The organism is Plantibacter auratus (assembly GCF_050587365.1).
In the GTDB taxonomy this organism is placed as follows: Bacteria; Actinomycetota; Actinomycetes; order Actinomycetales; family Microbacteriaceae; genus Plantibacter; species Plantibacter auratus.
Map to the genome: position 1 here is coordinate 920,932 of NZ_JBOBFV010000002.1, position 19,880 is coordinate 940,811.

Below are 19,880 nucleotides of genomic sequence, written 5' to 3' on the forward strand. Positions count from 1 at the left end.
GCGCAAGTCCGACTCAGCGGGCGAAGTCGCGGAGGTCGAGGTCGGGATCCTCGAGCACGTCCGAGGTCTCGATGGAGTCGCGCGGCTCGTAGGCCGTCGTGGACGGACGGATGTCGTCGAGGTAGCCCTGCAGGCGCGATTCGGCCTCACTGAAGTCCGGTACGTCCTGATCCCAGGCGTGCGGCACGGACAGCACGTCGTTGCCGAGACCGATCACGAGCTGGGCTGATGCGTCTTCGACGTCGGAGTCCACGACGATCGGAATGGTGACCGCTTCAGCGCGTCCGCGCTTCGCGAGCTCCGCCGTCAGTTCGACCAGCAGGGCCGCGACCTCGTCGGTCGTCACAACGTTCTCACCCGCGTATGTAATGCATCGCATGCATCAACCCTGCCGGATCAGGCCTGGAACCTCAGGCCCCTTGACACCCGGTGGGGCCGGATGACTAGGCAGCTCCGAGGCCGGACTCGGTCGAGGACGACCGGCGGCGGCTGGTCCGCCACGCTCGCCACGCTCCCGTGGACCAGAGCGCCCAGACGACGAGAAGCGGTTGGAACACCAGCCGGACACCGCGTGCGAGATCACTGTCGAGCCCGAAGGCGTCGGTGCCGCGGACGAACTGCTCGATGTTGCCGGGGAACACCGCGACGAAGAACGCGGCGACGATCCAACCGACGGCGACGCGGTACCGGGCGAGCAGGATCAGCGAGAGGCCGAGCAGGATCTCGACGACTCCCGACGCCACGACGACCAGATCAACCGGCAGGGGCAGCCACTGCGGCACCTGGGCGACGAACGACTGCCGGGCGAACGAGAGGTGGCCGACGCCGGCGAAGGTGAGGACAGCTCCGAGGAGCCAGCGGGCGAGTGTGCGGACGATACCCATCCTCAGAGCGTAGGCCCGCTGCCCCTGGGCCCGGATCAACAGTTCTGCCGGGAGGGCCGTCCTCGTTCCCAGTCGACTGGGAGGTACCGGGAGTTCACTGACGACATGCCCGAATTCAGCGGAGTCAACCATGTCGCTTTCACCGTCCGAAACCTTGAGACCAGCACCGCGTTTTATGAACGGGTGTTCGGATTCGCCCCGGTCGGCGCCATCGACGGCCCCGGACTCACTCGAAAGCTCTTCTCGCTCCCCGACGGCGTCACGCTCGGGCTCACCGAGCACCAGACGACGGAGACCGGCGACTTCACGCCGTTCAGTCCGGGTTTGGACCACCTGGGGTTCACGGTCGGTTCCGTCGATGAGCTCCACGCGTGGGCCGCACACCTGACATCCGCGGGCATCGAGCACAGCGGACTCGTCGAAGCCTCGTACGGGACAGCCCTCAGCTTCACCGACCCGGACGGCATCGCCCTCGAGTTCTTCGTCGGCCGGTAGTCCGACGCGGCGGCATCAGGAGCGCGGAGCCCTGTGCCGTCATTCGAGCAGACGGCGAAGCAGCGGAAGGTAGTCGACAGACGCCAGCTCGAGCTCCTCGAGCTGCGCGAGGTCGAACCATCCCACGGCGTCGTGCTCCTCGGGAGCTTGGTTCCGCGGCTCACCGAGCCAGGTGTCGACGCGCCAGATCCGCAGAGTCATGTCCTCGAGTCGGAGTTCCGCGACCGGCGGGTCATCGAACTCGCTGATCGACACCCCGAGTTCTTCGCGCAGCTCGCGAATCAGCGCTTGCATACCGGTCTCGCCCGACTCCACGTGCCCACCCGGGAGGTCCCAGACGTCCGGGTACCAGTCGTTCGTCGCGGCCCGATGCGCAAGGAGGACCTGTCCATGCCGGATCAGGACCGCGCAGACCACGTCGTGGCGCTGACCGCTCATCGGGCGCCCGTCCCTCGCCGCGTGCTCACCGGACACAGAGCCGCCACCAGACACCGAGCCACCACCGGTCACCGAGCCTGTCGAGGTGCGGCGTCGACGGCGTACTTGAAGCCGCGGTGCGAGCCGACGAAGCCGAGTCGCTCGTAGAAGCGGTGGGCGTCGACCCGAGCCTCGTCGGAGGTCAACTGCACGATCGACGATCCGGTCGCGGGGGCGGCGACGTCCGTCACCCAGCGCATCATCGCCGTTCCGACGCCGCCGGATCGCAGCGCGGAGGAGACCCGCACGGCTTCGACGAGCAGTCGGGTGGAGCCGCGCCGGGCCATCCCGGGGATGCGGGTCAGCTGCATCGTCGCGATGACGGCCTCCGCCGCGTCGACGACCAGCAGGATCTCGTTCGCCGGGTCGTCGATGAGGTCCGCGAGCGCACGCTCGTAGGCGGGGAGATCGCTCTCCTTCGCCAGGTCACCGCGGGACGCACTGATCGGGTCGTCGGCGAGGAGCGCCATCAGCGCGTCGAGGTCGGCGAGGGTGGCCCGGCGCAGCAGCAGCTCCTGTCCCGGCGTGGTGAGGGTGGTGGGGAGCGTGAGCGCGGCGATCATCGTTCCACCCTCTCACGTCTCGCTGGCAGCTCCTGCCACCGCCCGCGCGACCGACCGGAGTGCGTGCGCCCTCGTCGCCGCGTACGACTCCTCCAGCACGGCTTCGAGCCCCGGGTACTCGGTGTGCCCGGCGGGGAGGACGCTCAACTCGGGGTCCTCGAGCGCGTTGGCGACGGCGAACTGCCCGGGTGGTGGCACGTGTCCGTCCCAGAGCGCGGCTTCCACCCGCACCGGCACGTGGACGAACCCCGCGGCCGTCGACGCGTCGAAGAACCGCAGGACCTCGCGCGCCTCGGGGTGCTCGGCGACGTGGTATCGCACCCGCTCCCCGCTCCCCTCGCACGGCAGGCGCAGGCGCACGTCGTACTGACCGAAGCTCGGCACCACGAGCGTCGCTCCGACGAAGCGGTCGTCCCACGGCAGGGCGAGCGCACCGATCCCACCGCCGAAGCTCTCACCGACGAGGTAGAGCGGGAGCGGTCCGACGACGTCGAGCAGCGCCGACGCCGCGTGCCAGAGGTCGACGGCACAGCGGCCGAGCGCGTACCGCTCGACGCTGTCGATGCCGAACAGGACGTGTCCGTCCTCCGGCGTCGGTGCCCCGAGTCCGGTGTTGAAGACGCCCTGACCGCGGGCGACCGGGAAGATGACGGCGGCGTCGTCCGGGACGCGGGACCAATCCGGTGCGTCCCGTCCGCCGTAGCCGTGCCCGTGCACCATCCCGAATCGCGCCTGCCCGTCCGCCGGCGTCGCGAGCCATCCGCGCAGGCGGAGGCCGTCGGCCACCGTGTGTTCCACGACGAAGACCTCGTGGGCACCCTGCCGGCCGATCGGGGTCAGGACCGGATCCGGGGAGACCTCGCGTGCCGCCGCGTACCACCCACGCCACAGCTCCTCGAATCCGGCCGGCGGCACGACCGGTTCGACCGCCAGGAGCCCCTCGAGGTCGTAGCCGTAGGTGCCGTCGCGAACCTCATCGCCGAACCAGTCCCGATGTCGTACCTCACGCATGCGTTGTCCGCCTCCGTCTCGTCGTCGTGGATCGCCGGTGCCGAGGTTCGCCGTGCGCGCGTGCCAGACTGGCAACCGGGTCGAAGGAGGACGCTGTGCTCGGTGCGGAACGCAGATCGCAGATCATGTCGGAGGTGCGCCGCAACGGTGCGGCGAGCGTCGTCGACCTCGCGACCGCACTCGGCGTCAGCGAGATGACCGTGCGACGCGACATCGAGCAACTCGCGACGGAGGGCCTCGTCGACCGCGTCCGTGGTGGCGCCACCACGCCCAGACTGCCCGACCGTGCCGAGCTGGGCTTCCCCAACCAGGCACGCCGACTGCTCGCCGAGAAGCGCGCCATCGCCCGACGCGCGGCCATCCTCGTCGAGCCCGGCATGTCGGTCGGCCTGTCCGGCGGGACCACCACCTGGGCCCTCGCGCAGGAGCTGCGAGCCATCCCGGAGCTCACCATCGTCACGAACTCCCTCCCGGTGGCCGACGTGTTCGCGCGGCCCGACCGCGCCGACGAGCCGTACACCCAGACGGTCGTGCTGACCGGCGGCGTCCGTACCCCCTCGGACGCCCTGGTCGGCCCGGTCGCCGTGCGCGCGATCGAGTCCCTGCACTGCGACGTCGTCTTCCTCGGCGTCCGCGGGATCGACCTGCAGGCGGGGCTGACGACCTCGAACCTCCTCGAGGCCGAGACCAACCGGGCGTTCGTCGGCGCCGGGCGTCGCTCCGTGGTCCTCGCCGACCACTCGAAGTGGGGCGCCGTCGGACTGACGACGATCGTCGACCTGCGCGAGGTGGACCACCTCGTGATGGACGACGACGTGGCCGAGGACGTCGAGACCACGCTCCGCGCGCAGTTCGGCGAGGTCTGGCTCGCGCCAGTCGCCTCCGCTTCCGCTTCCGCCGACGACGACCGCATCGACGCCTGACCGCGACACCTCCAGCACCCCGCCACGGCGGCGCGCCGGCCTGTCCTCCCGCTCATGGACCTCAGCGTGCCGTGCTGTCCCGCACGACGATCCGTGCGTCGACGACCACGTGCCGGACCGGCGTGTCGGCTCCGGGCGGGGCGGCGATCTGGCGTTCGAGCTCGGTGAAGGCCGCGCGCACGATCGCGTCGTAGTCGGGAGCGACCGTCGTGAGCGACGGGGTCGAGAACTGGGCGGCGTGGACGTCGTCGATGCCGATCACCGCGACCTCCTCGGGCACCCGCCGGCCGGCTTCGTGGAGGGCCGCGAGCACGCCGAAGGCGATCGAGTCGTTGGAGCAGACGACGCCGTCGAGCTCGACGCCCTCGGCGGTCATCCGACGCATCACGCGGCGTCCCTCCTCGGGGGTGAACGCGTCGACGTGCCCGATCAGCGACGGCTCCTGCGCGAGGCCGAGCCGCGCGACGACGTCCCGATACCCGGCGTACCGCTGATCCGCCGCGTCGGACGGACGTTCGTCCCTGGGCCCGATGAACGCGATACGAGAGCAGCCGGCCTCGGCGAGGTGCGTCGTCGCGGCGTCGGCGGCCGCCCGGTTGTCGATGGAGATGTGCGTGAACGGGCTCACCTGGATGTGCTCGCCGAGGAGCACCAGGGGCCCCGGGGAGGTCCGCCGCGTGAGGTCGCCGACCGTCAGCGAGCGGGGGATGTGGATGAGTCCGTCCGTGAGCGGCAGGCCCACCCCGTTGGCGATGTCGACCTCGCGGTCGTGGTCGCCCTCGGTGTGCTGGATGAGGATCGACAGTCCGCGCTCGTCGGCGCCGCGGACGAGGAGCGTCGTGAGCTCCGCGAAGTACGGTTCGTCGAGGTTCGGGACGGCGAGCGCCACCATGCCCGTGCGCGAACGGCGCGGTACCGGTGCCGACCGCTGGGAGCCGAAGGCGGCGTCCGACATGGTGCTGCTCCTCACTGCTGACCGGGTGGATCCCGGCCGCTCGGGACCGTTGCGGTCCCGACTGAGCACAACGCTATCCCGGGACATCGTCGTTCCTCGCGGATTCGGTGGCCGGTGCCGCGATCGCCTCGATCTCGAAGACCCGCGCGACGTCGGTCGCCGAGGCGGACGGGTCGGTGATGAGGAGGCGCACCGCGTCGACCACGAGTCCGTCCACGGACGCGGTGACGGTGCCTGCGGCGTTGTCGTCGAACCGTCCGACCTCGACCCAGGCACCGCCCGTCCGGATCTCGATCGTGAAGTCACGGAGCACCGAATCGGTCGAGGCTCCCCCGGCGTAGCCGCTCTTGACCCTGACCTCGGCGAGCGCCGTCGGGGTCTGCCAGGCGGCCGTGATCGTGGGTGCAGTGTCGCCGACCGCGGAGATCCAGCGACTCGCGTCCGTGCACACGCCGTCGACGGCGAGCGCCCCGCCGGTGTCGGCGCGGAGCGCGGAGGAGGCCGTCACGGTGGCTCCGAGCGCGACGTTCGTCCCGCCGAGCTCGCCTCGGAGTCCGGACACGATGTCGGCGAGCGTGGTGCCGCCGGTCTCCGCGGCCGTACCGCGGGGGATCGAGGCCCAACGCAAGGTCCCGCGGGTGGTCTCGCTGACCGGCGCCGTCAGATAGAGGACGTCCGTCCCGCTCGCGGTCTCCGCTCGCAGCCGCTGCGGGCCGGACGCCGGATCACCCACCGCACGAGCCGCCCAGCCCGAGTCGGCTCCCCCGCGCTCGAGTCGGACCACCTGGCTGCGGTTCTCGCCGCACACCTGCACGGCGAGGACCGCGTACACGCGGTCGACACCACCGGCGCTCGTCGTGTCGATGCCGGCGACCGTCGAGACGCCCGAACCGAGCGCGGAGACGTCGATGAGCGACTCGTCGCTCCAGGCTCCGCCGTCCCATGAGGCGTAGCGGACGTCGTACGCCGTCTCGTCGGCCTCGACGAACCGGTAGACGATCCCCGCGAGCTCCGTGCCGTCGAGGGCGAGCTTCGCGGTCTGCAGCGCCGGCGTGTAGCTGCCGATGGCCTCACCGGCACCGAAGGGGCGCCAGACGACGGATCCCGGGGTGGTCGGGGTGATCGGTCCGGTGAGCGCGGTCCCCGCGACGTCGGCGAAGGAACCGTCGGACGGGTCGTACGTCGCGTACGAGCCGAGGTGCCGCGCCGGGTCCGCCGGGAAGGGGCCCCATTCCCAGAGGACGTGGACGCGGCCGTCGGCGTCCACCTCGAGGTCGTCGGGGTAGAAGGAGTAGCCGATCGCCGCGGCGACCACCGCCTCACGTTCCCAGACACCGCTGTCGAGGTCGTACCGGTAGAGCCGCCCCTCCCGCCGCCCCAGCGTGTCCGTCCCGACGCGCACGAGCACCCAGGCGTCGCCGTCCGGGCCGCGCGCCGTCACCGGATAGGTGATCGCCGCGTCGAGGTCGGGCATGGACGACGTCGCCTCGACGAGCGAGGTGACGTCGCCGGGTGCACTGGACCGGAACACGTTCCACTGCTCGTTGTGCATCGACACGAAGGCGTGGATGATGCCGTCGCCGTCGACCACGATCGACGGCTGGTTGTGGCCGTTGTCGTCGGTGAAGGTCACGCAGGCACCGCCGGCCGTCGAGCGCAGGCACCCTTCGGTCCACGTCCCGTCCGCGCCCCGCGAGGCCAGGTGGACCTCGTGCTTGGACGCGGTGGACGCCGGCGCGTTGAAGGCGAAGTAGGAGACACCGTCGACGACGTCGAGCGGTCGCCACCAGCCGGCCTGGTTCGACGTGTCGACGGTGACGGGCACGGTCTCGACCGTGTCGGTCACCGCACTCCCGCCCTCGTCGCTCCGCACCGGTCCTCCGGGGGCGGCGACCGCCGGCGCCGTCACCCCCAGCGCGAGGATGGTGAGCGCTGCCGCGGCGAGCGCGCGGACGGTGTTCGATGAGCTGCGTCGCATGGTTCCCCCGGTGCCGGTCACAGTCGTCCGATCGTCGATCCGCGGCTCAGCCGACGAGCTTCTGCGCGGCCGCCCCGGCGGCCTTCATGGCTTCGGCCGGTTGCTCCTGGCCGACGAGGACCGCCTGCACCTTCTCCGCGATCTTCGTCTCGATCTGCGAGTACTGGACGAACTTCCAGAACGGGTTGGTCGAGCTCGTCTTGGTGATGCGGTCGCTGAAGTTCGTGGCGAACGAGTCGTTCTTCACGGCGTCGGAGTTGAGCGCGTCCTCGGTCGCCGGCGGCAGACCACGGGCGGCGAAGTCCTCGAGCACGGTCTCCGGGTCGGACGTCACCCACTGGGCGAAGTCCGCTGCGGTGCCGGCGGCCGGACCGTCGACGACGGCGAGCGCCCCGCCCCACACGAGCGCACGCGGCGTGTCACCCTGCTTGAGGACCGGCCGGGAGACCGGCTGCAGCTTGCTCGCGAAGTCGGGGTCGGGCGATTCGCCGGTCACGGCGCTCCGTCCGACGATCGCGTCGTCGTAGATCGCGGTGCGGCCCTGCGCGAACAGCGAGCGGGCGTCGAAGCGGTCGACGTCTGCTGCGATGAGGCCCTGGTCGTACAGGCTCTTGTACCAGGTGACCGCGTCGATGCTCGCGTCGTCGCCGATCGTGACGGTGTCGCCGTCGACCAGCGGGCTGCCGAAGGTCTGCATCCAGATGAGGATGTCCTTCAGCTGCGCGGCCTTCGTCGACGCCGCGTAGGGGATCATGCCGTTGCCGAGGCCCTTGAGCTGCTTGAGTGAGCCCTCGAACTCGTCGATCGTCGTGGGGAATTCGCCGATGCCGGCCTGGTCGAGGATCGCCTGGTTGGTGACGAGGCCGATCGCGCCGATCGTCCACGGGAGGCCGTACTGCACGCCGTCGAACGTCGCCGCCGTGAGTCCGGCCTTCGTGTATCCGCGTCCCTCGGTCAGCCCCGACACGTCCTGCAGCTTGCCGAGGCTCGCGAGCGAACCGAGCCACGCGACGTCGACGTGGGCGACGCCGGAGAACTGCCCGCCGCGGACCTGCAGCATGAGCTGGTTGATGTACTCGTTGTAGGGGAAGGAGACCTCACCGACGTCGATCTTGGCCTTGCCCTCGTATTTCTGCAGGAGGCTCTGGATGGCGGGTGCCGAAGCCTTCTCGGTGAGCGACCAGCTCGCGAAGTCGAAGTCGGTCGCGGTGCCGCCGGCGGTCGCCTTCGGGATGGATCCCGCTCCGGGTGCGGCACCGGTGGGCGCACATCCGGCGAGGGTGGCTGCGGCGACGCCGATGCCGAGGAATTGCAGGGCACGGCGGCGGGTGATGACGGTCTGCTGTGCGGCGGTGGCGAAGGACGGGGTGGTGTGGGACATGGCTCCTCCTCGAGCGTGATCCTGGTGGGACGTGTCTGGGTTGGTGGAACGGATTGTGGGGGGCCGGCGGCGGGCCGGTTCGGTGCGCTGCGCTCAGCCCTTCACGGCACCGGCGGTCAGTCCGCCGACGAGGTGACGTTGCAGGGCCATGAACGCGATCGCCACGGGTAGGGAGACGACGAGGGACGCGGCCATGAGCTCGGGCCAAGCCGTGGCCGCCTCACCGACGAAGGTGTTCACGAGGCCGGGCGGGAGGGTCTGCTTGTCGGGTCCCGCGAGCGTGAGCGCGAAGATGAAGTCGTTCCACCCGCGGACGAAGGCGAACAGGCCCGCGGCGACCAGGCCGGGTGCGGACAGCGGCAGCACGATGGAGTGGATGATCCGCAGTCGGGACGCCCCGTCGACGCGAGCCGCCTCGATGAGTTCGTCCGGGATCGTGTCGAAGAAGCCCTTCAGCATCCAGACGCACAGCGGCAGGGTGAACGTCGTGAAGGAGAGCACCAGCGCCGCGTAGGTGTTCAGGAGTCCGTAGGCACTGAACACCGAGTACAGGGTGATCAGCAGCAACGCCTGCGGGAACATCTGCGAGGCGAGCACGAAGTACATGAGTGATCGACGCCCGCGGTAGCGGAACTTCGAGAACGAGTAGCCCATGTAGGCCGAGACGATCACGGACAGCAGGGCGGTGATGACCGACACGATGATGCTGTTCCGCAGGTAACCGAACAGGTCCGGGTTCGATGCGAGGGCGGTGTAGGCCTCGAAGCTGATCTCCGTGGGGAAGAGCTTCGGTGGGTAGGAGAAGACCTGGGCTCGCGGGGTCAGCGAGGTGGCCAGCAACCAGTACACCGGCAGCAGCCCGAAGCCGCCGCAGACGATCACCGCGACCCAAGCGCTGATCCGGACCGCCCGGCTCTCCGAGCGGAAGAGCGACGGACGGCGTCGCAGCGTGCCGAGTTCGGTCGCGACGAACGGCGGTTGCGGGTCCGGCGTGGTGTCCTGCGGTGCAGGCAGGGCGGTGGAGACGCTCATTTCTGCTCGCCTTTCTCCGAGAATCGGACGTAGACGACGACGAGCGCCATCAGGAGGATGAGCCAGAGCAGCCCGAGGGCGCCCGCGTGGCCGAGGTCGAAGCCGCGGAAGGCGGTCTCGTAGACGGCGGTGGCGAAGGTCTGGGTGCTCCCAGCCGGACCGCCGCCCGTCAGGACGTAGATGATGTCGAAGTGCTGGAAGTTCCAGATGAACTCGAGCAGCAGGACGAGGCCGATGATGCCCTTCAGCTGCGGGACCGTGATCGAGAAGAAGCGTCGGATGGTCCCGGCGCCGTCCATCTCGGCCGCCTCATGGAGTTCCTGTGGCACGGTCTGCAGGCCGGCGAGCAGCATGACCATGATCCAGGGGAAGGACTGCCAGGTCTTCGCGACGATCACCGCGAACATGGCCGTCTGGGGTTGTGCCAGCCACGCCTGCGCGTCGACTCCGAACAGACCGAGGATGGCGTTCGCCACTCCGTAGTTCGCGTTGAAGATCCACATCCAGAGGAACGACACGACGACGCCGGGAACGAGCCAGGGGATCAGCATGAGTCCGCGCATCACCTTGGCACCGCGGATGCGGGTGTTGAGCGCGAGGGCCAGTGCGAAACCGATGACGAAGGGGGCGATCGTCGTGCCGAGCGTGAAGACCATCGTCTGCCCGAGCAGCTTGAGGAAGTCACCCTGCAGCACGTCGATGATGTTCTGGAATCCGACAAACTCGCGGCCGGGCACCACCAAGCTCTGCTTGAAGAACGCCGTGACGAGAGCGGTCAGTAACGGATAGGCGACGACCGCGACGAGTAGCGCGAGACCAGGGAGGACGAGGACGAACGCGAACATCCCGTCCGGCATTCGTCTTGGCTTGTTTGAATTTGTTTCCAACTGTGAAGTCGTCATACTCACATCCTTGTGAGGAGCATTCCGCTGCATGCGGGGCTTCCTGGGGCGGCGGCGCGTTTATCAGCGGCCAAGTGTTGTTCAGCATGCCCGGTGTCCGCGTGACAGGTCAACGCACACTGGTCACGGTTCCATAACGGACTGTTCATACTTGATTGAAACTGTCGCTTGAGAGTGTCTGTCCGCCGCCAGAGTGGACATGGGAGAGTTGATGGGTGAACTACGACCTCAGCGCTCCTGCTCGCCGCGACATCAAGGGCCTCACGGCCGCCATCGAGTCGGCCGAGGACGCTGCTTCACTGCAAGCGCGTCTGAGCGTGCCGCGCTACGGCGTGTTCGACCTCGCAGGCCGGGCCCGCCGCTCGCCGATCATCGGTGGACTCCTCCTGGCCGGCACGGCACTCGACCAGAACGGCAAGCCGACGAAGCCGCTGCAGGTGCTCGAGACGATCCCCGAGCTGGACCCCGTCGACCCCGACCCCGGTGCCGCCGCCGCTCAGCTCGCCGAGCTCTCACACGGCGACCTCGTCACGGTGCGGTTCTCCGACGGTGCCTACGGCGACTTCGGCGTGACCGGCATCGCCGTCTGGTCGGTCCCCGGCACCACCTTCCTCGTGGGCGGCTGGCTCATCGGTTCCGCTGGTGCGCCGGCGCCCCGGGTCACCGAACTCGTCCGTCTCGCCCCCGTCGGCGACCACCCCTGGCCCGTCCCGGCCCAGATCACCGTCGTCGGCGAGGACATCGGCATCGACTGACCGCGCTTCGTTCGCCCATGTTTGGGCGAACGAACAAACATTCGCCCGAAGATGGGCGAACGAACGGACACACCGGAGGCGCTGGGGGGCGAACCGATGAGCAGGACCGTCCGCGAGGTCGTCTCGGCCGGGCTGATGTGCCTCCCGTTGGCAGGTGGCATCGCCGTTGCTTGCAGTGTCCTGCCGACCGCTCCCCCGACGCTCGACGTCCACGTCGACCGGAACGGAGTGGTCGACGGCACCGCGCCGACCTGGCTCATGGTCACAGTCCCGCTCGTGCTGTCCGTGGTCGCCGCGATCCTCGGTCTCGCCGGGCTCCGCGAGTCGTGGCAGGCGAACCGTCGGGTGCAGCGAGCACTCGCTGGAGGAGCAGCCGTGCTGGGTCTCGGCGTCTGGATGTGGTCGGTGGAGTTCACCCGATTGGCCGGCACGGGAGCCGACCTGGTCGCGCTGCCGGTCGTCCTCTCGGTGTTCGGCGCGATCTTCTGGGGCGTCCTCTGCTTGGTCGTCACCCCGCCCGATCTCCTCGCGGACTGAACCCGGGCATGGGCACCACTGCCCATTCACCGCTCGAGACGCTCGACCTACGCTCGTGGGGTCCGAGCAGTCGACCGAGAGGAACATCATGACCACACGAACGATGCGCAACAGGATCACCGTCGCGGGGGCCGTCCTCGGTCTCGCCATCGCCGGCTCCGTCGGCGGGGTCGCCACCGCCACACCAGCCGAAGCAGCCGGCCAATGCGTCGACTACCAGTACTCCGCCGGTGGCGACGGCGGGTGCGTCGCCAACATCCAGACCCTGCTCAACGCCTTCGGACCGAGGATCCCCGGTGGTGTGTCCAACCTGGAGGTCGACGGTCAGTTCGGCGAGCAGACCCGAGCAGCCGTCGTCGCCTTCCAGACGTACTGGGGCATGCAGGTCGACGGCGTCGTGGGAGCCGAGACCTGGAACATCCTCTGCGCGCCGCAGATGGGACCCGGTCCGGTCGCCTGGTTCCCGTACGACGCGGCTCGCGCCTCCGGCTGCAACATCTGACCGGACCCGCACGACGACACTCCCTCGCCCGTGTTCGGGCGAGGGAGTTCTCGTTCACCCGGGAACGGGCGAACGAACGTGGCGGCTACTCCGCGTCGAGGGTGAAGAGCTGCGCCTGCTCGGGAGCGAGGAGCGGCATCGCGATCCCGACCTCGGCCAGCGCGCGGCCGGTGAGCACGACCGAGCCCTCGGTCAGCCACACCGGCGGCACGTCCTGGATCGACCGGGCGGGCGCGCCGAGGTCGAGCGGGCGGACCCGATAGCGACGCTCGGGATCGAGGCCGGGCACGCGAAGTGGCGCGGGGATCGCCGTCAGCGGTGCGGCGAGCGCCACCTGCGCGACGATCGCGGACGAGCGGTCCTGGGCGATCACCCCGTGCGCGTGCAGTGCCGGGTCGGCGCTGTCCATGCGGACGACCTCGCCCGTGTGCAGCAGCGGGCGGAGGCGCTTGTAGTGCGCGATCCACGCCGCGATCAGCTCGAGTTCCGACTCGCTCGCCTCGTTGAGGTTCCACTCGATGCCAGCGCTCCCGAAGAGGGCTGTGGCCAGGCGGAACGCGAGGTCCGAGGTGCGCCAGGTGGTGTGCGAGCGCGCCGCACCGAGGTGACCGCCGAGATACTCCGGTGGGATCACGAGCCCCGTATAGCGCTGGATCGACTGCCGCTCGAGCGGGTCGTTCGTGTCGCTCGTCCACACCCGCTCGACCCGTTCGAGGATGCCGAGGTCGATCCGCGCGCCACCTGAGGCGCACGACTCGATGTCGACACCGGGATGCAGGGCACGCACCTCGTCGAGCAGCCGGTAGAGCGCCGTGGTCTGCCGGTGCGCCGAGCCGCCGAGGAGGTCGCGGTTGTGGTCCCACTTGAGGAACGCGATGTCGTACTCGGTCAGCAACGCGTCGAGTCGTCCGAGGAGGTACGCGAAGGCGTCCGGGTTGTCCAGGTCGAGCACCCGTTGGAAGCGCCAGCTCGGAGCGTCCGGATGCCCGAGGACCCAATCGGGATGCGTGCGCGCGAGTTCCGAGTCGGGATTCACCATCTCCGGCTCGACCCACAGCCCGAAGTCCATGCCGGCACCGGTGACCGCGTCGATGAGTGGCGACAGCCCGCCCGCCCAGCGTTCCGGGTCGACGAACCAATCGCCCAGCGCACGGCGGTCGTCCGTGCGGCCGGTGAACCAGCCGTCGTCGAGGACGAACCGTTCGACACCGACGCGCTTCGCCTGCTCGACGAGGGTGAGCAGTGTCGGCAGGTCGTGGTCGAAGTACACGGCCTCCCAGGTGTTCAGCACCACCGGGCGGGGCTTCGTGATCGTGCTCCACGAGCGGATCCAGGGGTGCAGTCGCGCGGAGACGCCGTCGAGACCCGCGTCGGAGTAGACGGCGACCGTCCACGGCGACTCGTAGGTCTCCCCCGGCTCCAGCGTGACTTCGCCGGGCGCGAGGAGTTCACCGGAGCCGGTGACCACGGGGCCGAGTGGCGAGCGCTCGCTCCAGATCACCTTGTCGCCGCTCCACGCGAGGTGGGTCGCCCACACCTCGCCGCTGCGGAAGTCGAAGCCGGGTGCGCCCGTGACGGACAGGAACGCGTCGTCGTGGCCGGGTCGTCCGTGACGGTGCTCGCGCGTCCAAGCGCCCTGCCCGAGGCGGTGGCGCTGCGGCGTGCGCTCGTGCGTCCAGAGACCGGTGAAGTCGAGGAGTTCGGTGGCGCGGTCGGGAACCGGGAGCACAACGGCGAGGGCGTCGACGGCGAGTGGTCGGTCGACCTCGGCGTCGTTCCGCACGGTGTGCCGGACGCGGAGCACGCCCTGGGGGGTCAACTCGATCGTCGAGACGATCGTCACCGCGGCACGCTCGTCGGACGTCGTCAGGACCAGCGAGGTGTCGGTGGCCTGCTGGTCGATCAGCCGCAGCGCGAGCAGGTTCGACGCATCGGTTCCGCCCGGACGGTGCACGCCGACACCCGGGCGGCCGCTCCAACCGTCGAACACGGTGGGCAGGAGGCTGAGGCGCGGCGGGGCGTCGATGGAGGAGGGCGGGATCGCCGGCGTCAGCCCGTGGGCGAGGGCGATGAGGGAGTCGGCGGCGAGTTCGCCGACATCGGCTCCCCAGTGGAGGATGGTGGGCACCTCCGTGCCGCGGGCGTCGACGATCAGGCTGACGCCCGCGGCACGAAGGTGGTGGATCACTGCTCTGCTACTCCTTGACGGGGATGGACTGCGCCTTCAGGGCGTCGATCGTCGCGGACTGGCCCTTGGTGAGGGCGTCGAGCAGGGTTCCGTCGCCGGAGACCGCAGCCTTGAAACCGTCGGACACGTCGTTGTACGTCTGCGTCATCGTCGGACCCCAGGCGAAGTCCTCCGACACCTCGGAGGAAGCCTCCGCGAAGACATCGTAGATCGGCTGGCCGCCGTAGAAGTCGACGCCCTCCTTGAGGACGGGCAGGTTCAGGCCCTCCTTCGTCGCCGGGTAGATGTTGGCGCTCTTGTTGAGCATGGTGAGCGCCTCATCGGAGGTGTTCAGCCACAGCGCGAACTTCGACGCCTCATAGGGGTGCTTGGAACCGGTGAAGACGGCGGTCGAGGAACCGCCCCAGTTGCCAGCCGCGGAGTCGCCGGCCTCCCACTGTGGAGCCTTCGCGACGGCCCACTTGCCGGCGGTGTCGGGAGCACCCGACGCGATGGAGTTCGCGCCCCAGACGGCGGAGTTCCAGGTCCAGGCGGCGCTGGAGTTGTAGGCGTTGTCCCACTCGGTCGTCCAGGTGGGGACGGTCGAGACGAGGTCCTCGTCGATCAGGTCCTGCCAGTAGTCGGCGACCTTCTTGGAGGCGGGGTCGGTCAGGTCGACGGTCCAGTCGGAGCCGTCGTTGTTGAACCAGCTGCCGCCGGCCTGCCAGACGAAGCCGGCGAACTGGTTGATGTCGCCCTGCGAGAAGTTCGTGATGTACGCACCGGTGGCGCGGACCTTCTTGGCGGCCTCCTTGTACTCGGCCCACGTCGTCGGGATGGCGATCCCGTTCTGCTCGAACAGGTCGGCGCGGTAGAACATGGCCATCGGGCCGGAGTCCTGCGGGACGGCGTAGACCGAGTCGGACTCACCGAGCGAGACCTGACCCCAGGTCCAGTCGACGAAGTCGTCCTTGGCGGCCATGACGTCGTCGCACGCACCGAGGTCCATGAGGCCGTTCTGCACGCGGAAGTTCGGCAGGGCGTCGTACTCGATCTGGCCGAGGTCGGGGGCGTTGCCGGCCTTCAGCTGGTTGAAGAAGTTCTGGTAGGTACCGCTGTTGCCGTTCGGGCCGGTCTGGACCTTGACCTGGATGTCGGGGTTCTCCTTGTTTCAGACGTCGACGACCTCTTCGATGCCGGGGATCCAGGAGGTGAAGCTGAGGTCGACCTTGCCCTCGGCCGGGGCGCAGGAGGCAGCAGCACTGCCGCCCTCCGACCCGGTGGAGGAGCAGCCGCTCAGGACGACGGCCGACAGCACCGCTGCGGCGACCGCTGTTCTCTTGAGGTTCATAGCGAATCCGTTCTTCTGTGAATGGTGCGGGATGGTGTTGGTGCGGGATGGAGAGGAGTGTCTGCTCGTCGGTCCGACTACTTCACGGCGCCGGCACCGAGGCCGGAGCGCCAGAACCGCTGGAGCAGGAGGAAGGTGATGACGAGCGGGATGATCGACAGGAATGCGCCGACGAGGACGTAGAGGCGCAGTTCGGGGATCTGGTTGACCTGCGAGTTCCAGGAGTAGAGCCCGAGGGTGACCGGGAACAGGGCTTCGTCGCGCAGCATGATGAGCGGCAGGAAGAAGTTGTTCCAGATGGCGACGAACTGGAAGAGGAACACGGTGACGAGCGCCGGGAACATGAGTCGCACGGAGATGGTGAAGAAGGTCCGGATCTCACCGGCGCCGTCGAGACGCGAGGCCTCGAGGAGTTCCTCGGGCACGCTCGACGCCGCGAAGATCCGCGTCAGGTAGACACCGAAGGGGCTCACCAGCGAGGGCAGGAAGACCGCCCAGAACGTGTTCGTGAGGCCCACCTGGCTGAAGATGAGGAACAGCGGGAGCGCGAGCGCGGTCGCGGGGACGAGCACACCGCCGAGGACGACGTTGAAGATCAGGTCGCGTCCCGGGAACCGGTACTTCGCGAGGGCGTAGCCGCACATGGCTGCGAAGAGCGTGCCGAGCAGTGCGCCGAGGCCGGCGTACAGGACCGAGTTCAGCATCCACTTGAGGTAGACGCCGTCGCGGTAGGCGACGAGCTGGCCGATGTTCTCGAACAGGTTGAAGTCCGCGAACCAGAGCGGAGCCGAGTTGCCGAACTGCGCTGACGACTTCGTCGAGGCGATGAACAGCCACCAGATGGGGATGAGGAAGTAGAGCGTGAAGACGAGCATCACGATGAGCGCGCCGGCGCGCGACAGGCGGCTCTCCTGCGGGCCGCGGCCGGTGGACAGGATGGCGGTCATTTGCCTTCCTTTCGCTGCGTGAACTTCAGGAACCCGAAGGAGAGGACGAAGGTCGCCAACGCGAGCACGACCGAGAAGGCGGCTGCGAGGTTCACGTTCGGGATGGACGAGGTGGTGTAGACGGTGAGGTTCGGGGTGAAGGTGCTGCTGACGGCCGAGCTGAAGGTGCGGAACACCTGCGGCTCGGCGAGGAGCTGCAGCGTGCCGATGATCGAGAAGATCGCCGTGAGTACGATCGCCGGCATCACGAGCGGGATCTTGATCGACCAGGCGATGCGCGCCTGACCGGCGCCGTCGAGCCGGGCGGCCTCGTAGATCTCGGTGGGGATGGAGAGCAACGAGGAGTAGATGATGAGCATGTTGTAGCCGACGAACACCCAGGTGACGACGTTCGCGATGGCCCAGAGCACGAGATCGGCTGAGAGGAAGTCCACGCTCTGCGTGACCGCGGTGAACGGCGACAGGTTCGGCGAGTAGAGGAAGCCCCACATGATGGCGGCGATCACGCCGGGCACCGCGTACGGGACGAAGAACGCGAGACGGAAGAACCGCTTGCCCCGCAGGAGCGGCGAGTCGAGCAGCAGCGCGAAGAGGAGCGCGAGGCCGAGCATCACCGGCACCTGGACGACGCCGAACAGGAGCACCCGTCCGACGGACTGCCAGAACGGGCCGTTCTGGAAGACCTGCACGTACTGCGCCAGTCCGCCGAACACCTCCCGGGCCTGACCGAAGGTGCCGTCACGCTCGATCACGAGCAGCGACTGGTAGACCGCGTACCCGATCGGCACGAGGTAGAACAGCGCGAACAGCAGGGCGAACGGGACGATGAAGATGGCGATCGCCCGCTTGTGCTGCACCACCGCCTTCGGCAGCTTGGCCGCCCTCGGCGGGCGGACGGGCCGTGGCGACGTCGCCTCGGCCGTCTCGATGTTGACGCTCATCGCGTGCGGTCCTCTCTGATGACGCGCACGGCGCCGGCTGGCACGCGTGCGATGGAGTCGACGGGTTCGCCGGTGACGAGCTCGCGCCCGCTGGCCGGCAGCTCGACGTCGTTCGTCGAGTGGTTGATGAGGAAGAGGTAGCTCCGTCCCTCATCGGCGCGGCGGACGACCTCGAGGCCCGGCTGGTCCGGATCACCCTGTGCCAGCGCCCCGGCCCCCGCGGCTGCGTCGCGGAGCACCTCGTCGAGTGCGCCGGCGTCCAGGTTCGTCGCGAGGTACCAGGCGTCGCCGCCACCCGCGATGCGGTTGCGCGTGATGGCCGGGCGACCGGCCGACGGGCCGTCGGCGAAGGAGTCGACGACCTCGGCGCCGCGGGCGCGGGTCCGCTCGGACCAGGCAGTCGCGGTCCGGCCCGACGCGAGCGTCAGCACCTGGCCGGGGAGGACGGGGGCGAACTCCTCGACGTTGACGCCGAGCAGCTCGCGGAACGCACCGGGGTAGCCGCCGGGGCGGACCCGGTCCTCCTCGTCGGCGATCCCGCTGAAGAACGTGACGACGGCGTGCCCACCGGCCGCGACGAAGTCCGAGACGACCGCGGCCTCGCTGTCGCGCACCAGGTACAGGTTCGGGACGACGACGAGCCGGTAGGCGGAGAGGTCGGCGCCCGGACGCACGACGTCGACGGTGTGACCCAGACGACGCAGCGACGCGTGGACCGCGTGGACCTGCGAGAGGTGGTCGATCGCGTGGGTCGGGCGGCTCTCGCCGTCGGCCGCCCACCAATTCTCCCAGGAGAAGAGGAGGGCGACATCGGCCTGGACGCGCGTGCCGGTGATCTCGTCGAGTCGGTCGAGCGTGCCGCCCAGCTCGACGACCTCGCGCCACACGTCGGAGTCGGTGCCCGCGTGCGGCAGGAGGGCCGAGTGGAACTTCTCCGAGCCCTGCAGCGACGCGCGCCACTGGAAGAAGCAGATCGCCTCCGCGCCCTTCGCGACATGCGTGAGGGAGTTCCGGGTCATCTCGCCCGGTGCCTTCGCGAGGTTCTGCGGCTGCCAGTTGACCGCACCGGTGGACTGCTCCATGAGCAACCACGCACCGCCACTCGCGAGACCGCGCGTGAGGTCGCTTGCGAACGCGAGTTCGGCCGTGGGGTCCGGGAGGCGGTTGTCGAGGTAGTGGTCGTTGGCGACGACGTCCATCTCGGGCGCCCACTGCCAGTAGTCGAGGTTCCGGATGTGCGCGGTGACCATGAAGTTCGTCGTGACGGGTACGGAGCTGTGGCGGCGCAGGACCTCGAGCTCGGCCCGGTAGTAGCCGAGGAGCTCGTCGGAGGAGAAGCGGTGGAAGTCGATGACCTGGCTCGGGTTCCGGCTCGACAGGGTCAGGCGCGGCGGCAGGATCTCGGCGAAGTCGCTGTACTGCTGACTCCAGAACGACGTGCCCCACGCGGTGTTCAGACGCTCGATCGTCTCGTAGCGGGCGCGGAGCCAGCCCCGGAAGGCCTCGGCACTCTCGTCGTCGTAGCAGAGCGCGTTGTGGCAGCCGAGTTCGTTCGACACGTGCCAAAGCTCGACGGCGGGGTGAGCGCCGTAGCGCTCGGCGACGCGCTCGACGAGTTCGAGGGCGTAGCGACGGAAGACCGCAGACGACGGACACCAGGCCTGGCGACCGCCGGGGAAGCGCGTCGTCCCGTCCTCGGTCTCGGGGAGGATCTCCGGGTGCCGGAACGTCAGCCACGGTGGGGCCGATGCGGTGCCGGTGCCGAGGTTGACCCGGATGCCGGCCTCGTGGAGCAGGTCGAGGATCTCGTCGAGCCCGGCGAAGTCGAACTCCCCCGGCCGTGGCTCGAGGTGCGACCAGCCGAAGATGTTGAGGGCGACGAGGTCGACGCCTGCCTCCTGCATGAGGGCGACGTCTTCGCGCCAGACGGACCGATCCCACTGCTCGGGGTTGTAGTCGCAGCCGTAGGCGATGCCGTCGTGGCTGAACGTGGGGGTCGTGCTCATGGTGCCTTCCGCGATCTGTGAACGTGCACAGATCGAAGAGCGACAACTCCACGTTGAGAGTCTGTGAACGTAC

19 protein-coding genes and 1 pseudogene are annotated in these 19,880 nt (G+C 69.2%); 5 read left to right on the forward strand and 15 right to left on the reverse strand.

Going from position 1 to position 19,880, the window contains the following annotated elements; all coding sequences use genetic code 11:
* Positions 1–13: 13 nt before the first annotated feature.
* Both ACQ3HE_RS11575 and ACQ3HE_RS11580 read right to left on the reverse strand, forming a co-directional pair.
* The gene (locus tag ACQ3HE_RS11575) at positions 14–379 is read right to left on the reverse strand and encodes a hypothetical protein (protein WP_192018882.1); all 366 of its coding nucleotides are present in this window, start codon (positions 377–379) and stop codon (positions 14–16) included.
* A 64-nt stretch (positions 380–443) separates the two neighbouring features.
* Positions 444–884, reverse strand: a complete 441-nt coding sequence (locus ACQ3HE_RS11580; RefSeq protein ID WP_430892869.1) for a DoxX family protein — start codon at positions 882–884, stop codon at positions 444–446.
* A gap of 105 nt (positions 885–989) precedes the next feature.
* Between ACQ3HE_RS11580 and ACQ3HE_RS11585 the strand changes: the two genes are divergently transcribed.
* Positions 990–1,379, forward strand: coding sequence for a VOC family protein (locus tag ACQ3HE_RS11585; protein WP_086472518.1), 390 nt, complete (start codon positions 990–992; stop codon positions 1,377–1,379).
* A 39-nt stretch (positions 1,380–1,418) separates the two neighbouring features.
* Here ACQ3HE_RS11585 and ACQ3HE_RS11590 read toward each other — a convergent pair whose 3' ends face one another.
* The 3 genes from ACQ3HE_RS11590 to ACQ3HE_RS11600 form a co-directional block, all read right to left on the reverse strand.
* Positions 1,419–1,817 (reverse strand): NUDIX domain-containing protein, encoded by a 399-nt coding sequence (locus ACQ3HE_RS11590; protein ID WP_430892870.1) that lies wholly within the window; start codon positions 1,815–1,817, stop codon positions 1,419–1,421.
* Positions 1,818–1,885: 68 nt separating this feature from the next.
* Positions 1,886–2,419 carry a GNAT family N-acetyltransferase gene (locus tag ACQ3HE_RS11595; RefSeq protein WP_430892871.1) on the reverse strand — a complete coding sequence of 178 codons (534 nt, stop codon included), beginning with the start codon at positions 2,417–2,419 and terminating at the stop codon, positions 1,886–1,888.
* A 12-nt stretch (positions 2,420–2,431) separates the two neighbouring features.
* Entirely contained in the window at positions 2,432–3,430 is a 999-nt protein-coding gene (locus tag ACQ3HE_RS11600; RefSeq protein WP_430892872.1) for an acetylxylan esterase, read from the reverse strand.
* A 95-nt stretch (positions 3,431–3,525) separates the two neighbouring features.
* Here ACQ3HE_RS11600 and ACQ3HE_RS11605 point away from each other — a divergent pair, with 95 nt between their 5' ends.
* Positions 3,526–4,353, forward strand: coding sequence for a DeoR/GlpR family DNA-binding transcription regulator (locus ACQ3HE_RS11605; protein WP_202939568.1), 828 nt, complete (start codon positions 3,526–3,528; stop codon positions 4,351–4,353).
* A 61-nt stretch (positions 4,354–4,414) separates the two neighbouring features.
* On the opposite strand, the gene ACQ3HE_RS11610 is transcribed toward ACQ3HE_RS11605, so the two are convergent.
* The 5 genes from ACQ3HE_RS11610 to ACQ3HE_RS11630 form a co-directional block, all read right to left on the reverse strand.
* On the reverse strand, positions 4,415–5,308 hold the full coding sequence (locus ACQ3HE_RS11610; protein WP_079704362.1) for a LacI family DNA-binding transcriptional regulator: 894 nt from the start codon (positions 5,306–5,308) through the stop codon (positions 4,415–4,417).
* Between the two features lie 73 nt (positions 5,309–5,381).
* Complete coding sequence (locus ACQ3HE_RS11615; RefSeq protein WP_430892873.1) at positions 5,382–7,286, reverse strand: BNR-4 repeat-containing protein; 1,905 nt, start codon at positions 7,284–7,286, stop codon at positions 5,382–5,384.
* Between the two features lie 46 nt (positions 7,287–7,332).
* Positions 7,333–8,667: an ABC transporter substrate-binding protein gene (locus ACQ3HE_RS11620; protein WP_430892874.1), complete on the reverse strand. Its 1,335-nt coding sequence runs from the start codon at positions 8,665–8,667 to the stop codon at positions 7,333–7,335.
* Between the two features lie 93 nt (positions 8,668–8,760).
* The gene (locus ACQ3HE_RS11625) at positions 8,761–9,699 is read right to left on the reverse strand and encodes a carbohydrate ABC transporter permease (protein ID WP_229939202.1); all 939 of its coding nucleotides are present in this window, start codon (positions 9,697–9,699) and stop codon (positions 8,761–8,763) included.
* The gene (locus tag ACQ3HE_RS11630) at positions 9,696–10,556 is read right to left on the reverse strand and encodes a carbohydrate ABC transporter permease (protein WP_430892875.1); all 861 of its coding nucleotides are present in this window, start codon (positions 10,554–10,556) and stop codon (positions 9,696–9,698) included. The genes ACQ3HE_RS11625 and ACQ3HE_RS11630 overlap by 4 nt, the downstream gene beginning before the upstream one ends.
* A 260-nt stretch (positions 10,557–10,816) precedes the next feature.
* Here ACQ3HE_RS11630 and ACQ3HE_RS11635 point away from each other — a divergent pair, with 260 nt between their 5' ends.
* The 3 genes from ACQ3HE_RS11635 to ACQ3HE_RS11645 all read left to right on the forward strand — a co-directional run bounded on the left by ACQ3HE_RS11635 (position 10,817) and on the right by ACQ3HE_RS11645 (position 12,395).
* On the forward strand, positions 10,817–11,356 hold the full coding sequence (locus tag ACQ3HE_RS11635) for a hypothetical protein (RefSeq protein ID WP_430892876.1): 540 nt from the start codon (positions 10,817–10,819) through the stop codon (positions 11,354–11,356).
* 96 nt (positions 11,357–11,452) lie between these two features.
* Complete coding sequence (locus tag ACQ3HE_RS11640; RefSeq protein WP_430892877.1) at positions 11,453–11,893, forward strand: hypothetical protein; 441 nt, start codon at positions 11,453–11,455, stop codon at positions 11,891–11,893.
* An 88-nt stretch (positions 11,894–11,981) separates the two neighbouring features.
* The gene (locus ACQ3HE_RS11645) at positions 11,982–12,395 is read left to right on the forward strand and encodes a peptidoglycan-binding domain-containing protein (protein WP_430892878.1); all 414 of its coding nucleotides are present in this window, start codon (positions 11,982–11,984) and stop codon (positions 12,393–12,395) included.
* A gap of 85 nt (positions 12,396–12,480) precedes the next feature.
* Here the strand turns inward: ACQ3HE_RS11645 and ACQ3HE_RS11650 are convergent, their stop codons facing one another.
* The 5 genes and pseudogenes from ACQ3HE_RS11650 to ACQ3HE_RS11670 form a co-directional block, all read right to left on the reverse strand.
* Positions 12,481–14,583, reverse strand: a complete 2,103-nt coding sequence (locus tag ACQ3HE_RS11650) for an alpha-galactosidase (RefSeq protein ID WP_430892879.1) — start codon at positions 14,581–14,583, stop codon at positions 12,481–12,483.
* 7 nt (positions 14,584–14,590) lie between these two features.
* Positions 14,591–15,913, reverse strand: a pseudogene (locus ACQ3HE_RS11655) (ABC transporter substrate-binding protein).
* 77 nt (positions 15,914–15,990) lie between these two features.
* The gene (locus ACQ3HE_RS11660) at positions 15,991–16,860 is read right to left on the reverse strand and encodes a carbohydrate ABC transporter permease (RefSeq protein WP_079704354.1); all 870 of its coding nucleotides are present in this window, start codon (positions 16,858–16,860) and stop codon (positions 15,991–15,993) included.
* Positions 16,857–17,801, reverse strand: coding sequence for a carbohydrate ABC transporter permease (locus ACQ3HE_RS11665; protein WP_159876555.1), 945 nt, complete (start codon positions 17,799–17,801; stop codon positions 16,857–16,859). The genes ACQ3HE_RS11660 and ACQ3HE_RS11665 overlap by 4 nt, the downstream gene beginning before the upstream one ends.
* Positions 17,798–19,807 (reverse strand): beta-galactosidase, encoded by a 2,010-nt coding sequence (locus ACQ3HE_RS11670; protein WP_430892880.1) that lies wholly within the window; start codon positions 19,805–19,807, stop codon positions 17,798–17,800. The genes ACQ3HE_RS11665 and ACQ3HE_RS11670 overlap by 4 nt, the downstream gene beginning before the upstream one ends.
* Positions 19,808–19,880: the final 73 nt, after the last annotated feature.

Excerpts from the sequence above, each read along its gene's own strand:
- ACQ3HE_RS11665 (WP_159876555.1), bottom strand. The coding sequence starts at position 17,801 with ATGAGCGTCAACATCGAGACGGCCGAGGCGACGTCGCCACGGCCCGTC.
- ACQ3HE_RS11630 (WP_430892875.1), bottom strand. The coding sequence starts at position 10,556 with ATGCCGGACGGGATGTTCGCGTTCGTCCTCGTCCTCCCTGGTCTCGCG.
- ACQ3HE_RS11600 (WP_430892872.1), bottom strand. The coding sequence starts at position 3,430 with ATGCGTGAGGTACGACATCGGGACTGGTTCGGCGATGAGGTTCGCGAC.
- ACQ3HE_RS11660 (WP_079704354.1), bottom strand. The coding sequence starts at position 16,860 with ATGACCGCCATCCTGTCCACCGGCCGCGGCCCGCAGGAGAGCCGCCTG.
- ACQ3HE_RS11590 (WP_430892870.1), bottom strand. The coding sequence starts at position 1,817 with ATGAGCGGTCAGCGCCACGACGTGGTCTGCGCGGTCCTGATCCGGCAT.
- ACQ3HE_RS11610 (WP_079704362.1), bottom strand. The coding sequence starts at position 5,308 with ATGTCGGACGCCGCCTTCGGCTCCCAGCGGTCGGCACCGGTACCGCGC.
- ACQ3HE_RS11595 (WP_430892871.1), bottom strand. The coding sequence starts at position 2,419 with ATGATCGCCGCGCTCACGCTCCCCACCACCCTCACCACGCCGGGACAG.
- ACQ3HE_RS11575 (WP_192018882.1), bottom strand. The coding sequence starts at position 379 with ATGCGATGCATTACATACGCGGGTGAGAACGTTGTGACGACCGACGAG.
- ACQ3HE_RS11615 (WP_430892873.1), bottom strand. The coding sequence starts at position 7,286 with ATGCGACGCAGCTCATCGAACACCGTCCGCGCGCTCGCCGCGGCAGCG.
- ACQ3HE_RS11670 (WP_430892880.1), bottom strand. The coding sequence starts at position 19,807 with ATGAGCACGACCCCCACGTTCAGCCACGACGGCATCGCCTACGGCTGC.
- ACQ3HE_RS11585 (WP_086472518.1), top strand. The coding sequence starts at position 990 with ATGCCCGAATTCAGCGGAGTCAACCATGTCGCTTTCACCGTCCGAAAC.
- ACQ3HE_RS11640 (WP_430892877.1), top strand. The coding sequence starts at position 11,453 with ATGAGCAGGACCGTCCGCGAGGTCGTCTCGGCCGGGCTGATGTGCCTC.
- ACQ3HE_RS11580 (WP_430892869.1), bottom strand. The coding sequence starts at position 884 with ATGGGTATCGTCCGCACACTCGCCCGCTGGCTCCTCGGAGCTGTCCTC.
- ACQ3HE_RS11620 (WP_430892874.1), bottom strand. The coding sequence starts at position 8,667 with ATGTCCCACACCACCCCGTCCTTCGCCACCGCCGCACAGCAGACCGTC.
- ACQ3HE_RS11625 (WP_229939202.1), bottom strand. The coding sequence starts at position 9,699 with ATGAGCGTCTCCACCGCCCTGCCTGCACCGCAGGACACCACGCCGGAC.
- ACQ3HE_RS11645 (WP_430892878.1), top strand. The coding sequence starts at position 11,982 with ATGACCACACGAACGATGCGCAACAGGATCACCGTCGCGGGGGCCGTC.